Here is a 14,956-nt window from a genome sequence, read left to right on the forward strand (position 1 = left end):
CAATTCTTCTCTCTTAGTTGTGTCTTCAGCTGTTTTCTTGACGAGATTAGCTGTATATATAGCAACAATAACCGCTACAATTGCTATTGCCCCAAACCATTGACCTACTGCTCCAGTTGCATCCCGTGGATAGATAATTAGGATGGCCACAATTATCATTATAAATCAAATACAAATTCATTTACCCTACTTCTCTTTATTAGCCGCTTCATTTCTTATTTTGTTGTATCTTTTCTGAAAGAGATATCCTACAATTGGTAAAAGAATAATAAAAACTAATATATCTTTCCGAGCACGAAAAGCACCTTTAAAACCATCTATGAGATTGCTTATTATCGTTCCATGAGAAATGACAGTACCTATCCAAGCCAAAACTACGGCGATAATAATCAAAATCACAAATATTGAATAGCATATTAAAGCTAGAATCGATATTTTTCTCATATCCCCATTCACCTCTTTTATCATAATTATACCTTTATTCCTTAATACTAAGAATAAGATGTTGAGACTCTATCGAGTCTCAACATCTTAGCTTGTCGACAAAATTAATTTTCTTTATGTTAGTAAGTAAATATAAATATTAAACTGAACCCAGTCTTCATTTTTTAACATCTCACTATGACCCGCATGTTTAGAATCACCATATATTAAAAGAGGTTGAGTTACATCTAAGGATGGCAACGGGTTAGAAAACTCCAAATCACTTCCGAAAGCTGAGTCAACATTGACAATATAATCATCTATATCGCCAGATACATCACCCTTAAAGTAAACATCCCGGTACCAGTCACCATATGACATACCCGTCGGTCTATTATCCAGTGGTGTTACCCAATGGGAAAGATTAGCTAAATTATTATTTATATACCCTGCAAAAAAAAGGGAGTATTCGGTATCAGAATTATTACCTGATAAAGGAAAACATCCATCCTTCGGCTCATTCCATAGACAACTTGTATTTCGATTCATATCAGAGATTAACCAATCTACTAGATCACTTCCAAAGTGAGGTGAACCAATAGTCATTAGCTCATCTACATGCGCACTATCTATATTCTCAATCATATATCTTGATACAAGTCCTCCCATACTATGAGCGACTAATTTGACCCTTTCATTCCCTGGAATAATTCCCATTGCTTTCATGTTCCCGATGTAATTCTGTAAATGGTATGAATTTAGGTAGATATCTTGAGCATCGTTGTCATATTCAAAAATGAACAAATCAACATTTTCAGTATAACTAGGATTCCAATCAGGGTATGGTACATTGGTAAGAAATGGACCTATATTCTCACTATCGGATACCCCAGTAATATAGTGAACATCTGGTTGACCATATGAAAGTTGCTCGCCTTCATTGTACGATTCTCCACTAAAAGTTTCATATGCTGCAATATCCCGCTCAGCTTCTGCAAAATTAGGATCACTATTCCAAAGTGCGCTATTAGACCATGCGTTGGTAAAACCAATAGACTCACTTGTCCCTCCAGATATACCTGAGGCTCCGTAGCCATGCAGAAGAATCACATATGGTAAACCTGATTGATTTGTTATTGGTTGAAGCTCGGCAAACTGTTCATTTCCTTCATCTATTATATTAACTACTTTATACTCAGCAGTATATGTTGAGTCCTTCGTTTTATTATCAGGGAGATCATGTTTTGCTTTTTGTGTTATTTTCATGGTGCCATCTTTACTAACCTTATCTGCACTTATTTTTACCCCAGGCAAACCCTTGACCTTAGCATTATCGTTAAGCTGATCATGCTTAAATTTTCTTATGTTATCTGTTTTAGGAATAGAAGAATTGAAGATTGGTTTTTCTACAACGACGAAGGTATCACTACCCTGCACTTCAACTTCTAGATACTTTTCTTGTTTATTAATTTTTTGATTTGGAACTTCCACCAATCCTACATTATTTTTATCTCGATATTGGTATCTATACAAAATAGGATTGTTATTGGCGCTTTTTAAAGGAATACGAAGATCAAAGGTTATTGATGGATCTGTAGAGTTAATATCGAAGATTAGTTGATAGTCAGCTTCTTGCATTATTAATATTGGGGTTTGGCGAATTGTATATTTCTCTGGAACATGCCCTTTTCCTATCGCAAATCCTTTTATCCCCCACTCATTGTCCTTAATTTCATACTCTCTTTCTTCATCTCCATCAAGGATTCCATTATTATTTGAATCCTTATTTAGAGGATCAGTTTTAGTAACTTCAATCTCAAAATAATCGGAAAGCCCATCTTGATCTGTATCTTTCTTTGTAGGATCAGTACCATACTTTTCAATTTCATCTTTGTCATTAATACCATCACCATCGCTGTCAGGGTCTGAAGGATTTGTATTTAGTTTTTGTTCCTCCAAATTTGTTAAACCATCATTGTCCGTATCTTCTTGTCCATCAGGAATACCATTATTATCTGTATCTTTTGATTTAGGATTCAAGGCTGACCATTTTTCATAAAAATCAGTTAACCCATCACCGTCAGAATCCTTTTGTTTCATCTTTTTTCTTTCTTCGCTTTTCTTTTGTTGAAATTCCTTAATCAAATCCGGATTTTTTGCTAAATCCTCTTTTGTTAGATTGTTTACATCTGATGCAGATACGGAAGTCATAGGAATCAAAGTACTTAAAACAGTAAGCAAGCTACTATGATTGATACCTTTTTCACGGATATCACCCTTTTATTTTCATTTTTTTGCAAAACAATATTATCATTAACGACTTCTCCATTCAAGGTTTTTTACATCTGGTTTAAAGTCGGTCATCAATTTGCCGCTGATCTTTACCTTTGCGGTGTGAAGGTAGTTCCAATCTGTGCACTCTTTCCTGTGCTCCAGTAGTTCCATCCCGATCTCTCCCTGGGTTGCCCCCGGCCTAGCAATACGGTAAGCTGGGAGTAAGGTTGTATTTTTTAGTGGCTTGCTCTTGCGGCAAGCTCTTTTTGTTTTTGTAACCAATAAGCACTTGCAACGCGTTCCAGCAGTTGTAACCGTTGTTTTGGCCTCAGTCTCCTCCAGAGTGAAACCTTGATTATCACGATTCCTCCCCCTTCCGTTGCTTTTGCTTATTCCATTTCTTATAGATCGCCTCCGATACGGAGAAATCCAGCTCATATGCTTCCTTGATGGCGGTTAGTTGCGCTGCCTCTTCTAAAACGGGCTGTCGATCTTTCAACATTTCCGGTGTCATGTGGTCTTTTTTGACCATTTTCGGATGCCCGTGCTTGTTAGAAATCGCTTTGTTCGCGACGGTATTAGCCTTAATGTAATGCTGTTTCTCTGCCCGAATGCCCAGTGTTTCTTTGATAACGCCCATCGCATTTTTCTGGTGGTCTTTGTCCATCATACGGAAAACCTGAAATCCCTCTAAGCCGCTCTGATAGCGAAGTTCTTTAATGACTTTGTAAACCCACTGTTCAAACTCTTCCGCCTCCGGTCGTTTTGATCGCATGATGGCTTTATAAATTCCGGTTTCGGAGATAACGGTAACTTCTTGTTCTCCTCCAGGGGTGCGCATTAAGTGCGCCCCCTTTTGATCCTCTCGTAGCATTCGAACCATATCCCTCGATCGACTGTATCCCAATGCCACTGCAACATCCTTAGCAACCGCCCACCACTCACCGTTCACTTCCACAAACCGAATTTCGTGGTCGCTCCATTGCTCGGTTTTCAATTTTACCCACCCCTCACATTTTTTTGATGACTCAATGTGCATTTCCATTTAAAATGGTTTATAGGCTTGTCCTTACTTCATGGGCAATTAATCCGCTGACAATCGGTTATGGCTTTAGAGGCTGTTTTGTGGAACCAGGTTCCCTTTGGATTTTTTCAGTCTCAATGGAACGCCAGATTGCCCAGATGACCCGTTGAACATCATCCAAACGTCGATGTCTCTCATCCTCTGTTATCTGTGGGGCCACAATATGGATGGTGGTTCCTCCAATTTGAAACGTAGCGTCATACTTTTGTGCTGGTTTTGTTTGCATTGGATCAGCTCCCTTCTGTCTTATCCTGCTTCACTTCCAGTTCTCGTTACGTGATCGAATTGACTAAAAAAAAAGTTCATCTACTGTTGTTCTAAAATACCGCGCCATTCGAAATTGAAGATCCCTTCTTGGGAAACGATGACCGGCTTCAATCATTGCATACGTACTTTGTGGCATACCGAGTTCTTTGGCGACAGTTTTTTGGGAGCGATCACCACGAAGAGCCATCATTTTTTTGTTTTTCACAGGGGTACACCTCCTGTTCACAATTCGTGATCAGTACAAATTAATTTTAGATCACAAAACGTGAACAACCAATAACAAAAATCACTTTTTGCGAACGTAGTTTAATTATCACGAAATGTGATATATTCTTTGACTAGGTGATAAATATGAACACATTTAGTGAACGACTAAAAAGCTTAAGAAATAAGTCGGGTTTGTCCCAATCTGAGTTGGCGACCCGATTGAGTATTGCTAAAAGTACCCTTGCAATGTACGAAACCGGGAAACGGGAACCTGGGTTTGAAACCGCTCAACGTATTGCTGATTTCTTCAATGTCACCCTTGACTATCTAACTGGCCGAACCGATAATCCCACCGGATACCCCTCCCACCTTAAAGACCTCCCTCCGATGGAACGACTTGGACAGTTCATTAAAGAAAACGAGTTCAAGGATTTGTTTTTCCATCGATCGGGTGATTACTTCGACGATCTCACCAGTAAAGAGGTGGATGAACTGATTATGTCCCTTTTGGAAGTGAGAAAAGAGCGGTTACGGATGGAAGCGGAAGATCGAAGGAAAAGCGAGGAACATGAGCGAAAAGAATAAGAGCGGGGGGGAGTTTATGAATGACAAAATTGATCTGATTCTTGATAAGCTGAACGGCATGGATCAAAGATTTGACCAGATCGACAAGCGTTTTGATAGGATGGAACAGCAGATGAACCAAGGGTTTGTTCAAATTAACCAAAGACTTGACCGGATTGAAGAACGGGTGGATAACATCGCAGAACAAACAGCCGTCGCAAGTTGAGCTACAGTTCCCGTAGGTTCTTCGCGGAAGAGTGTGGATGATCTGGAAACTGACGTAAAACTTTTGAAAAAATCCTTTTGAAGTGGACACAAACACGAGTTCCCGTACGAATAACAATATAGAGACAAAAAACCTGCTTCACTTTGAGGCAGGCTTCCTTATTTCAAGGAATTTTGGGATAGGTTTTGGAGGTGGTTATCATACCTCAAGTATTGATCAATCAAGCCGCCTATGAGGGAATCCATGTCATGTTTAGCAAATTGGAAGGTCGGATTCTTGCCTACTACGCCGTTGATGCTGGTCAAGCTTTCATCGTCTTATCGGAATCCCTGAAAAAAGACACCGCCATCCTCCGATGTGTATTGGCTGAAGAATTGGGCCATCACTATACATCAGTCGGAATAGGCGTGCCTGTTACTCACACACTGTACCGAGATCGAAACAAACTGACGCAAGATGAACATCGGGCAAAACGATGGGCGGCAGAATACCTTCTTCCATTGGATAAACTCTTACGGGCATTTCGGAAGGGAATCCGTCATCTGTGGGAGTTGGCTGAGTATTTCAGGGTCACAGAGGAAATGATCCGATTTCGTTTAAAAATGCTTAAAGTGGGGATGGCATCATGATTAAACACATCTGCGATAATTGTAAAAATGAAGATGGTGGAAATGAGTTCCCTCAATTTTGGGTTCCTTTTTTTATCCATCAACCCGAACGTACGATCGAACTACACTTTTGCTCTTGGGAATGTTTAGCTGTATTTAGGAAGAAGCATGCGAAAAAACCAAAGCGAATCGCATAGGATTACTTTTGATGAATCTCAATCCAGATCAACCTGATCACCCGTTGTACCTCATTCAGACGTCGCTGCCTTTCTTCCTCCGTAATCCGTGGGGCCACAATATGAATAGTGGTCCCGCCCATTTGATATGTGGCATCATATTTCTGCATGAGCCTCACCTCGGTGGAGCCTATGCAATGTGGACACTCGGACAACAATAGAATTTTGTGAGGGTGACAAACCAATGGAACGTGTAGCGATTTACCTTCGAAAGAGCCGTGCAGACTTAGAAGCGGAGGCCAGGGGTGAAGGGGAAACACTGGCCAAACATAAAAAAGCCCTAATGACCATTGCCAAACAACAAAACTTAAACATTGTCCGCATCCGTCAAGAGATCGTATCCGGTGAAAGCCTGATCCACCGTTTAGAGATGATGGAGCTGCTAAAAGAAGTAGAGAACGGATTTTATGATGGTGTACTTGTGATGGACATGGATCGTTTGGGACGGGGAAACATGCGGGAGCAAGGGATTATTCTGGAGACGTTTCAAAAGAGCGGAACCAAGATCATCACCCCCCGCAAAACATACAACCTACAAGATGAGTGGGATGAGGAATACTCTGAGTTTGAGGCATTTATGGCCCGAAAGGAATTAAAGGTGATCACGCGTCGGCTACAAGGTGGCCGAATCCGCTCCGTCGAGGAAGGGAACTACATCGGCACACGGCCACCTTATGGATATCAGATACAGGAGGATGAAAAAGGCCGTTACCTGGCTCCCGATCCAGATCAAGCGCCCATTGTTAAAATGATCTTTGAATGGTATACCAACGACAATTCCACCAAGCGAATGGGCTCCAACAAGATCGCCAACGAACTGAACCGCATGGGACGTACCGCATACGACGGAGGCAAATGGAAAGGCTCCTCTGTTTTAGCCATTATCAAAAATGCGGTCTACGCCGGACGAATCCAATGGAAGAAAAAAGAGTATAAGAAGCCCGCAGATCCCAGTAAACGGCGGGAAACCAAGACACGTCCACAAGATGAGTGGATCGATGTGCAAGGAAAGCACGCCCCCCTGGTCCCAATGGCGACCTATCAAAAAGCCCAAGATATTCTCAAGCGTCGCTATCATGTCCCGTACCAACTCATCAATGGCATCACAAATCCCCTCGCTGGTTTAATCCGTTGTGACATTTGTGGCGCCTCAATGGTATACCGCCCATACACCAAACAACCTGGTCACTTACGCTGTTACAATCGACACTGCAATAACAAAAGCACTCGCTTCACTTATGTAGAAGAAAAATTATTGAGAACCCTGCGGGAGTGGCTACATGATTATCAATTGAAATTTGACCAGAATGACCCCCTACCGAATGATTCAAGCCAACTCATTGAAGTGAAACGGGTCTCCATTCAGAACATCAAACAGGAACTGGAGAACCTAAAAACACAAAAAGGCCGTTTACACGACCTGTTGGAACGCGGAATCTATGATGAAGAAACCTACCTGGAGCGATCAAAGAATCTGGCCGAACGGATCGAAGATCGGCGTAAAGTCCTGGAAGAGACGATCGAGAGTTTAAAGCAAGAAGAAGAACGCCAAGAGGCACAGGTCAATATCATCCCCAAGGTGAAACATGTTCTCGATATCTATCCCAAATCAGATAATCCGGAACAAAAAAACCTCCTCCTAAAAAACATCTTGGAGAAGGCTACCTATCGGAAAGAACGATATCAACGCGGTGAACAATTTACACTGGTTGTTTACCCGAAGTTGTAGTATTCTGCATTATACAGATAAAGAGTAAGGGTAATTTCATTCCCCTCCTTATCTGTACCGATCGGATCGTGAAGGGAAACATCCTTACGTGCTTTTTTTAGGGAACGAAGATGCATCAAGATTTCATTTTCTATACAACGAGCAGCATAGGTAGCCAATTTGGTCCCTTTGTTGGGCTGATAGGATTCAATTGCCTTGATTAGGCCGATCGTTCCGATGGAGATGAGGTCTTCGGTGTCTTCGTTGGTATTCTCAAATTTTTTGGTGATGTGTGCGACTAGGCGAAGGTTGTGTTCGATCAGGGTATTGCGGGCTTGCGAGTCACCTTGGGCCATTAACTTTAGACACTTTTCCTCCTCTTTTTCATTTAGCGGCTGGGGAAAAGCATTGTTTTTAATGTAGGCGACAAACACCATCACTTCGCGGATCATCACAGCCAAGGAAGCGAATAAACCAGGCACGCCCCATCACCTCCACTCAAGTTGCCAAAAACAGGTGTTATCAGGTTATGAGTGTCCGGTTAGGCATGTGCCTGTACGAAGAAATTAAAGTTCCCTTTTGCAGACCTTTGCCTTAACATTTGGCTATACCAGCCATAATTAAGTAAAATCTAATTACTTTCTAAGTTTTTTATAGTTCATTCCAGGGATTTTGTGAGTTTCATATTCTTCTTTGTAAATCACTGTAAATTGAAACCTAATATTTCTAAGCTTTTTAAATCTCTCCTAGATAATTTTTATTTAAAATATTCTTTCTTCATACTCAATCCATGCGCTACCCATTTCGGCCTCTCTGTCCATGCAATATATTTTTTCTTTAGGTTCCATTGATATTGTTTTAACAGTGAAAGGTCACGCTCTTCTCAATTGGATCGCGCCCCATCCGAAAACCATTTATTGCTGCCTGTTTATCTGGATAACCAAAAGATATTCCAAATAATAACTTGAGGTCATCAGATACTCCAAGAACGTCTCGTACAGTGTCAGCGAAAAAGCCTAGTGCTGTCTGGGGAATCCCCCCTATTCCACGTGCCTCGAGCGCTAGAAGAAATGATTGACCATACATCCCAATATCAGATGCAACACGCACATTATCTCCAAATGAAGGCATGAATAAGAAAGCAGCATGAGGTGCATTAAAAAAGTTATAATTTTGTGCTGCTACCTGCTGGCGACCCTCGTAATCTTTCCGAGCTATTCCTTGTGCTTCATAAATCGTTTTTCCATGCTCGTTCTTGCGTTCAGCATATCGTCCGTAAAAGGCATTCATATCAAATGTAAAATCTGGTGTATGATTTCCTTCTTCATTCGCGCGCATTAAAGCTTTGCTCAGCTCCTCTTTCTTTACACCTGAAACAATATGAACATTCCAAGGCTGGGTATTACAATTCGATGGTGTACACTGAGCATCTTTGAGAACATCACGAATTACTTCTTCCTTAACAGGTGTAGAGAGAAATTGACGCACAGATTGTCGAGAGCGTATAACTTCTTGAAAAGATTTAGTAGGCATTAGTAAATGACCTCCTCTTGTGTTTTGATTTTCTCCAAATACTGATTTTTGATAAATACAATCTCATTTGATATGGTTGAATCGTATTAAGTATTTTTGTTACATCACTAGAATAAAACCGTTGTTCCTCTTTTGAAAGAGGGCAATTTAAATGGCCCTAGTACATTTTTTTGCACACTTATAGGTAGATAAGAGAGGTGTAAGGATGACGAGAATTTGCAAAGATGGATTCAATAGAGAATTCATACAAGAAAAACCGAAAATGTATGGTATTGCTTATACACAAAATATACTTTCTGGGCGTTGGAAATATTTAATCCTTTGGTTTTTAAAAACTAAGAAACGTCGCTACAGTGAAATTAAAGCCTTTTTGGGTAATATCTCTCAAGGCTCGCTTACAAAACAACTTCGAGGGCTAGAAGCAGATGGTATAATTAAGCGTAAAGTTTATCCAAACATTCCTCCACGAGTTGAATATTCTTTAACATCAAAAGGGGAGGCATTGATTCCTATTATTGATTTAATGGGGGAATTCGGAATTGAATTTGGAGAAAAAGGATAAAAATAAAAAAAATCGTGTAACTACTATAGTATCTTTGGAGCTTTATAATATTTGCGAAAGAAAAAGAAGTCATTCGTTTGCACATACTATGTTTACATTCTTTTTCATTTAGTTGACTCAAAAAACAAGCGAGTGATATAGTTAGGTTGCTAATTAAAATACCACAAGGAATCATCGATATGATTGAAGATGAAATTCGAGAGCTTCTTGATAAAATATCTGCTCAAATGCGCCGAAACTACAACCAATTGTTACACGATGTAAATCTTCATGTTGGTCAGGATAATTTGTTATGTAAACTATGGACAAAGGATGGACTTACTCAAGTTCAATTATGTGAACACCTAAAGTGTGAACCACCTACTGTTACAAACATGGTGAAAGCTCTTGAACAAAAAGGTCTAGTTTATCGTCAACGTGATGAAAAAGATGGAAGAGTTAGCAGGGTTTATTTAACCCCCGAAGGTCGAAATCTTGAGGGACCCGTTTACGATAGATGGAGAAAACAACAAGAGAAGTTGTTAGCTGGGTTTGCACCTGAGGAACGTTTGCTGTTAAGAAGATTCATGAAACAGATGGAGAAGAACCTTTTTTAACTTTCTCCTTTTTAATCATTTAATTAGCAAGCTAATCAAATGATAGTTTATGAAAAATTAATTATAAACGAGATTGTAAATGATTTTAAAAGGAGTGTTAACATGGCAACTGAAAAACAAGTGAGTAAAAAGAAAATTGGTGTAGGAATTATTGGAGCAAGCCCGTTAAATCCTGGTTGGGCAGTAAACGCACATATCCCAGCCATTAAGGCTCTATCTGATTATTATGAACTACGAGCAGTAAGTACGAGTCGCCGTGAATCTGCAGAAGCAGCTGAAAAAGAATTTGGAGTACCAGCTTTTGATCATCATCAGAATTTGGTTAATCACCCTGATGTGGATTTAGTCGTCGTAACAGTAAAGGTCCCTTATCATCATGAACTAATCGCTGCTGCGCTAGATGCAGGTAAAATGGTGTTTTCAGAATGGCCACTTGGTAATGGTCTTGCAGAAGCAGAAGATCTTGCTAAACGTGCTGAAAAAGCTGGTGTTCATACTGCTGTAGGCTTACAAGCCCGTTTCCACCCTGCTATTCGTTATATTCGTGATTTAATTGCGGACGGTTATATTGGCGATGTACAAGGATCTACGCTTGTGGGATCAGGCTTTGGATGGGGAAACGTAACAGACCGTAACTATGCGTATGTATATGACGCAACTAACGGCGTAACGGTTCTATCCGTTCCAGTTCTTCATGCTTTAGATGCTCTATCTTACATGATTGGTGATTTTAAAAGTGTTTCAGCAAACCTTGTGGCAAATCAATCAGAAGTTCTGTTGCTGGAAGAAAATAAAATGATACCTTTTACTTCACCGAAACATGCTTCTATCATGGGTACAGTAACGAGTGGCGCCGCTATCTCTGTATTTTACCGAGGAGGTAGCTCTCGTGGAGAGAATATGCGTTGGGAAATTAATGGAAGTAAAGGAGACTTGATTTTAACAGCTCCAACTGGACACCTTCAGTTAACTGATTTAAAACTCGAAGGTGGACGTGAGGAAGATAAAACGGTCAGTGAGATGGTCATTCCCTCTTCTTATTATGAACTGGCTCAAAATGTACCAGCTGGTTTAGCGAGCAATACGGGAAGACTGTATGCGCAATTTGCGAAGGATATTCGTGAAGGCACACACTTTACCCCTGATTTTGCGCATGCTCTGGCTCGCCACAAGCTTCTTGATACACTTGAAACATCTTCACGAACAGGAACGGAACAAAAAATAAATTGATAGAAATAGAATGTTAGATATAGAAACTACCCATGTAACATTGGGTAGTTTTTTCTGTCTTTTTAGTGACAAAATCAATTGTTTTTATCTAAACCAAGCTTTATCTAAATTGTTCCGAAAGTTGCCATCATTAAAAGGAACATTTGCCGCACCAAAATCGGTTGTATTTAATGCGTTCCTTGCGGTAGGATTTAAATCATCCCATCCGATTACGCGCACAAAAACCCGGCTCCTTTACGCACAGGAGGCCGATTTTTTTGAAGTGTATAATAAACACCTCTTTTGAAATGCATATCCCGTTTTCCGTACAGCGAGTAGGGTAGGCAAATAGTTTTGTATTTTCAATGAGGCAACTACCGTCGGTTAAACAAAGCGACGGGGTGGTCGTAACGGCCCTTCCGGAATGTGTGGGTATTGAGGATTATTCCAGTGGTACATCCACCAAGGAATCAAAGGCGGCGGCATGATAAACGGATACCAGTACGGCGGACAGGCACACGATGACATATTAAATCGATAGGGATTCATTTGCTCACGTCCTATCGGGACTTTATACTTGCACAGTATGCAGAGGAATAAAAATTGAAACCGTAGACAAGGACAATTTTAATGTATTTTACGGTTTTGATCGATTACACCGATCGTTGTTTTCCACCTGCCCGATTTTACGCAAACGGATTGGTACACTCTCCTTTTTCAAATCGTCTCCATCAGGTTGTCGAAGCATCGTCCATCTCACGATCCGAGCCTATTCTCCATCGCTTAAAACCTCCACATATCCCTGATTTCCATCCACCCGAATCCGCTGTCCCTGCCGAATCATCTTCGTTGCATCATCGACGCCTACCACAGCGGGAATTCCATACTCACGTGCCACTACTGAACCGTGGGTCATCAAGCCACCTACCTCTGTCACCAGAGCTTGGGCTGATTGAAACAAAGGCGTCCAGCCGGGGTCGGTATGGGGAGCGACCAAAATCTCCCCTTGATGAAGTTGGGCTTCTTCCGGTTTCAGAACAATCCGTGCCTTTCCCTCAACAACGCCTGCTGACACCGGACTGCCAACAAGAGCCCCTGCCGGGAACTCCCCGGTTCTGGACACCGTCACACTTTCCCCTTCACTCGTCATCACTCTCGGAGGTCGCAAGGTTTGATGCCATTCATGTTTTTCTTTTCGCTCGGCAAGCAAACGGGGCATCTCTTCGATCAACTGCCCTTTGGCCAATTGGATCATTTCCTCCAGCGTTAGGTAATACGCATCCTCCACTTCCGGCAGAATCCCTTTCTGGACCAGGTCTTCCGCTTCCGTGAGAATCGCTTGTTTACATTCATCCAAAATCAAGGTCAGCAAATATTTGTGATGTTCCCGTAGTCCGCCATAATAACGGTAAACCTTGATTAAACGTTTCATTACCTTGTATTTAAACCGGTTGCCTTGGAGCCGCTCCAAAATGCGTTGCTCAGCCGCTTTTGCCTCCTGCTCACCTTGGATAAACTTTTGGCGATGCTCACCGGGTTCTACACTACGCATATGTCCCAAGATGGCCGGTATTAGCTGGGTAGGAGCTTCACGCCAACGCGGTCGGGTCAGGTCGATTTCACCAGGACATCGCGATCCGTATGTGCTGATAAAATTCGCAAAAGCTCGTTGAAACTGCTCTCCGTCGGGAACATCAGCCAATCCGTGATAAAAGTTCCGGTCATCCGCAGTCTTTACATACGCTTCCACTTCGGGAAACTCACGTAGCAAATCGGCTAAATCACCAATTTGCAGTCCCATTTCACTGGTTATATTTCCAGACAACGATTTATTTAACTGATGAAGTTCTTTGTCGTCTCCCAACCAACGAATGAGGAGTTTCTTCAGTAACATGGCGGATAAGAAAAAGGATAGGATATTCGGCCCTACATTTGGAATCAATCCTTTAAAAAAGCGTAGTAATTCAGATTGAACCACTTCCAAACGTTTCGCCCCGCTTACGTTTAGTAGCGATTCACGCAGGTCTGTCCAGGTTTGTTGCATATATGCTTCTACCTTACCTCTCGCTGCTGCCGGATCTCGCTTGAAAAGATTTTTCCAAACTTCTTTCATGAGAAACGACAAGAAGGGACGGACCGTTTGCAATGACAGTTTGGATGGAATCGCTAAAAATTCCGGCCGTTGTATCACTTCGCCAATCGCTCGACTAGCTGCTTCATCCATATTGATCATGATTTTGGGAAAGATTTTACGGCCTATTTTATGCCGTAAGATTTCCGACAGATCTACATATAAGCGTCCCCCCGCTTCTTGGATGTATTGTTTTGGAAACGGGACGAAGGTTTTGATGACAGAGATGCCCAGTGGCTTGATCGCATCGGTCATCATTTGAAAATGACCAAAAGAGAACAGAACTTGAAGCGGTTCCTGCCGAATGTCTGGCAGCGGATACAAGGATGTAATCGGGCGGCTTTGGACGACATACACCTTCCCTTTTTCCACACAAAACTCAACATCCTGGGGAGAACCAAAGTGATCCTCAATCTGTTTCCCCAGACGGGCGATGTTTCGAATTTGCTCATCGGTTAATGTTTGCTGTTTTTGCTGCTCTTTTGGCAAATCTTTCGTAATTGTGCCTCCTTCGGGTAAAGCGTAGATCCCTTTTTTCTTCTCGGAGACATTTTTCTGGATGATTTCTCCTGTTTTCACTTTGTATAGATCTGCCGATACGATTCCGGAAACAATCGCTTCCCCCAATCCATAACTGGCATCGATGGATACCACCTTCCGATTGCCATTAGCGGGATCGGCCGTAAACATAATCCCGGCAATTTCCGGCTGGACCATCCGCTGCACAACGACTGACAGATAAACCTGACGATGGTCGAATCCGTTTTTACCCCGGTAAGCGATGGCGCGATCCGTAAATAACGAAGCCCAACAATGATGGATATGGCGCAGCAGTTCTTTTTCTCCCCGGATATTTAAGTAGGTATCCTGCTGACCGGCAAAGGATGCCGTCGGTAGATCCTCAGCCGTCGCACTGGAACGGACAGCATATGCATAATGGGTACCGATTGCTTTCCAAGCTTTAATGATCTCATTTTTTATCGGGGTAGGGATCTCCAATTGCAGCAAATGGGTACGAATCCATTCTCCCAACTTGCGCAAGCGTTCCAAATCATTTCGATCCAACGTATACAGTTCATCCAACAGACCATCCATGTCGGAACTGGTAGCGATAAAATCTTTATACGCCGCTGTCGTTACACAAAATCCCTCGGGCACAGAAAAACCGGCTTTGCTCAGTTCACCCAGGTTGGCACCTTTCCCGCCGACATCAAGCAGACGGGAACGATCCACTTCATCAAAAAACAAAACATGAGCATTCATTTTGCGCCCTCCTAATTTAAATATTCACTCTAAAGAGACCGAACCGCCGTATTTTTTTAGATGAA

At 41.8% G+C, this 14,956-nt stretch carries 16 protein-coding genes and 2 pseudogenes; 7 read left to right on the forward strand and 11 right to left on the reverse strand.

Going from position 1 to position 14,956, the window contains the following annotated elements:
* Positions 1 to 186 precede the first annotated feature (186 nt).
* The 6 genes from C8J48_RS10800 to C8J48_RS10820 all read right to left on the reverse strand — a co-directional run bounded on the left by C8J48_RS10800 (position 187) and on the right by C8J48_RS10820 (position 4,253).
* Entirely contained in the window at positions 187 to 444 is a 258-nt protein-coding gene (locus tag C8J48_RS10800) for a hypothetical protein (RefSeq protein ID WP_107726678.1), read from the reverse strand.
* Between the two features lie 114 nt (positions 445 to 558).
* A complete protein-coding gene (locus tag C8J48_RS10805) occupies positions 559 to 2,664 on the reverse strand; it encodes a PGAP1-like alpha/beta domain-containing protein (protein WP_107726680.1) in 2,106 nt (701 codons plus the stop codon).
* Between the two features lie 72 nt (positions 2,665 to 2,736).
* Positions 2,737 to 2,868: a hypothetical protein gene (locus tag C8J48_RS19215; RefSeq protein ID WP_281261203.1), complete on the reverse strand. Its 132-nt coding sequence runs from the start codon at positions 2,866 to 2,868 to the stop codon at positions 2,737 to 2,739.
* A 187-nt stretch (positions 2,869 to 3,055) separates the two neighbouring features.
* Positions 3,056 to 3,694: a BRO-N domain-containing protein gene (locus tag C8J48_RS10810; protein WP_245891127.1), complete on the reverse strand. Its 639-nt coding sequence runs from the start codon at positions 3,692 to 3,694 to the stop codon at positions 3,056 to 3,058.
* A 106-nt stretch (positions 3,695 to 3,800) separates the two neighbouring features.
* Positions 3,801 to 4,007: a hypothetical protein gene (locus C8J48_RS10815; RefSeq protein ID WP_107726683.1), complete on the reverse strand. Its 207-nt coding sequence runs from the start codon at positions 4,005 to 4,007 to the stop codon at positions 3,801 to 3,803.
* Positions 4,008 to 4,070: 63 nt separating this feature from the next.
* Positions 4,071 to 4,253 (reverse strand): helix-turn-helix transcriptional regulator, encoded by a 183-nt coding sequence (locus C8J48_RS10820; protein WP_245891128.1) that lies wholly within the window; start codon positions 4,251 to 4,253, stop codon positions 4,071 to 4,073.
* 146 nt (positions 4,254 to 4,399) lie between these two features.
* Here C8J48_RS10820 and C8J48_RS10825 point away from each other — a divergent pair, with 146 nt between their 5' ends.
* From C8J48_RS10825 to C8J48_RS10835, 3 genes are all read left to right on the forward strand, one after another.
* Complete coding sequence (locus tag C8J48_RS10825) at positions 4,400 to 4,840, forward strand: helix-turn-helix domain-containing protein (protein WP_107726685.1); 441 nt, start codon at positions 4,400 to 4,402, stop codon at positions 4,838 to 4,840.
* A gap of 16 nt (positions 4,841 to 4,856) precedes the next feature.
* Positions 4,857 to 5,045, forward strand: coding sequence for a hypothetical protein (locus tag C8J48_RS10830; protein ID WP_146160480.1), 189 nt, complete (start codon positions 4,857 to 4,859; stop codon positions 5,043 to 5,045).
* A gap of 191 nt (positions 5,046 to 5,236) precedes the next feature.
* A complete protein-coding gene (locus C8J48_RS10835) occupies positions 5,237 to 5,674 on the forward strand; it encodes an ImmA/IrrE family metallo-endopeptidase (protein ID WP_146160481.1) in 438 nt (145 codons plus the stop codon).
* Positions 5,675 to 5,852: 178 nt separating this feature from the next.
* Here the strand turns inward: C8J48_RS10835 and C8J48_RS18745 are convergent, their stop codons facing one another.
* Positions 5,853 to 5,999: a hypothetical protein gene (locus C8J48_RS18745; protein WP_170105384.1), complete on the reverse strand. Its 147-nt coding sequence runs from the start codon at positions 5,997 to 5,999 to the stop codon at positions 5,853 to 5,855.
* A gap of 74 nt (positions 6,000 to 6,073) precedes the next feature.
* Between C8J48_RS18745 and C8J48_RS10845 the strand changes: the two genes are divergently transcribed.
* The gene (locus C8J48_RS10845) at positions 6,074 to 7,618 is read left to right on the forward strand and encodes a recombinase family protein (RefSeq protein WP_107726693.1); all 1,545 of its coding nucleotides are present in this window, start codon (positions 6,074 to 6,076) and stop codon (positions 7,616 to 7,618) included.
* Between the two features lie 26 nt (positions 7,619 to 7,644).
* Here the strand turns inward: C8J48_RS10845 and C8J48_RS10850 are convergent.
* Positions 7,645 to 8,049: pseudogene (locus tag C8J48_RS10850) on the reverse strand (sigma-70 family RNA polymerase sigma factor); the annotation flags it as partial.
* Positions 8,050 to 8,455: 406 nt separating this feature from the next.
* A complete protein-coding gene (locus tag C8J48_RS10855; RefSeq protein WP_107726698.1) occupies positions 8,456 to 9,130 on the reverse strand; it encodes a nitroreductase in 675 nt (224 codons plus the stop codon).
* Positions 9,131 to 9,335: 205 nt separating this feature from the next.
* Here C8J48_RS10855 and C8J48_RS10860 point away from each other — a divergent pair, with 205 nt between their 5' ends.
* The 3 genes from C8J48_RS10860 to C8J48_RS10870 all read left to right on the forward strand — a co-directional run bounded on the left by C8J48_RS10860 (position 9,336) and on the right by C8J48_RS10870 (position 11,518).
* A complete protein-coding gene (locus C8J48_RS10860; protein ID WP_107726700.1) occupies positions 9,336 to 9,692 on the forward strand; it encodes a winged helix-turn-helix transcriptional regulator in 357 nt (118 codons plus the stop codon).
* 179 nt (positions 9,693 to 9,871) lie between these two features.
* Positions 9,872 to 10,288, forward strand: coding sequence for a MarR family winged helix-turn-helix transcriptional regulator (locus C8J48_RS10865; protein ID WP_342748245.1), 417 nt, complete (start codon positions 9,872 to 9,874; stop codon positions 10,286 to 10,288).
* A gap of 102 nt (positions 10,289 to 10,390) precedes the next feature.
* Positions 10,391 to 11,518: a Gfo/Idh/MocA family protein gene (locus C8J48_RS10870; protein ID WP_107726702.1), complete on the forward strand. Its 1,128-nt coding sequence runs from the start codon at positions 10,391 to 10,393 to the stop codon at positions 11,516 to 11,518.
* Between the two features lie 84 nt (positions 11,519 to 11,602).
* Here C8J48_RS10870 and C8J48_RS10875 read toward each other — a convergent pair.
* Together C8J48_RS10875 and C8J48_RS10880 are read right to left on the reverse strand one after the other, a co-directional pair.
* Positions 11,603 to 11,731, reverse strand: a pseudogene (locus C8J48_RS10875) (NPP1 family protein); the annotation flags it as partial.
* A 535-nt stretch (positions 11,732 to 12,266) separates the two neighbouring features.
* Positions 12,267 to 14,891 carry a phosphoenolpyruvate synthase gene (locus C8J48_RS10880; protein ID WP_107726704.1) on the reverse strand — a complete coding sequence of 875 codons (2,625 nt, stop codon included), beginning with the start codon at positions 14,889 to 14,891 and terminating at the stop codon, positions 12,267 to 12,269.
* Positions 14,892 to 14,956: the final 65 nt, after the last annotated feature.

Source organism: Desmospora activa DSM 45169, assembly GCF_003046315.1.
Lineage (GTDB): Bacteria > Bacillota > Bacilli > Thermoactinomycetales > DSM-45169 > Desmospora > Desmospora activa.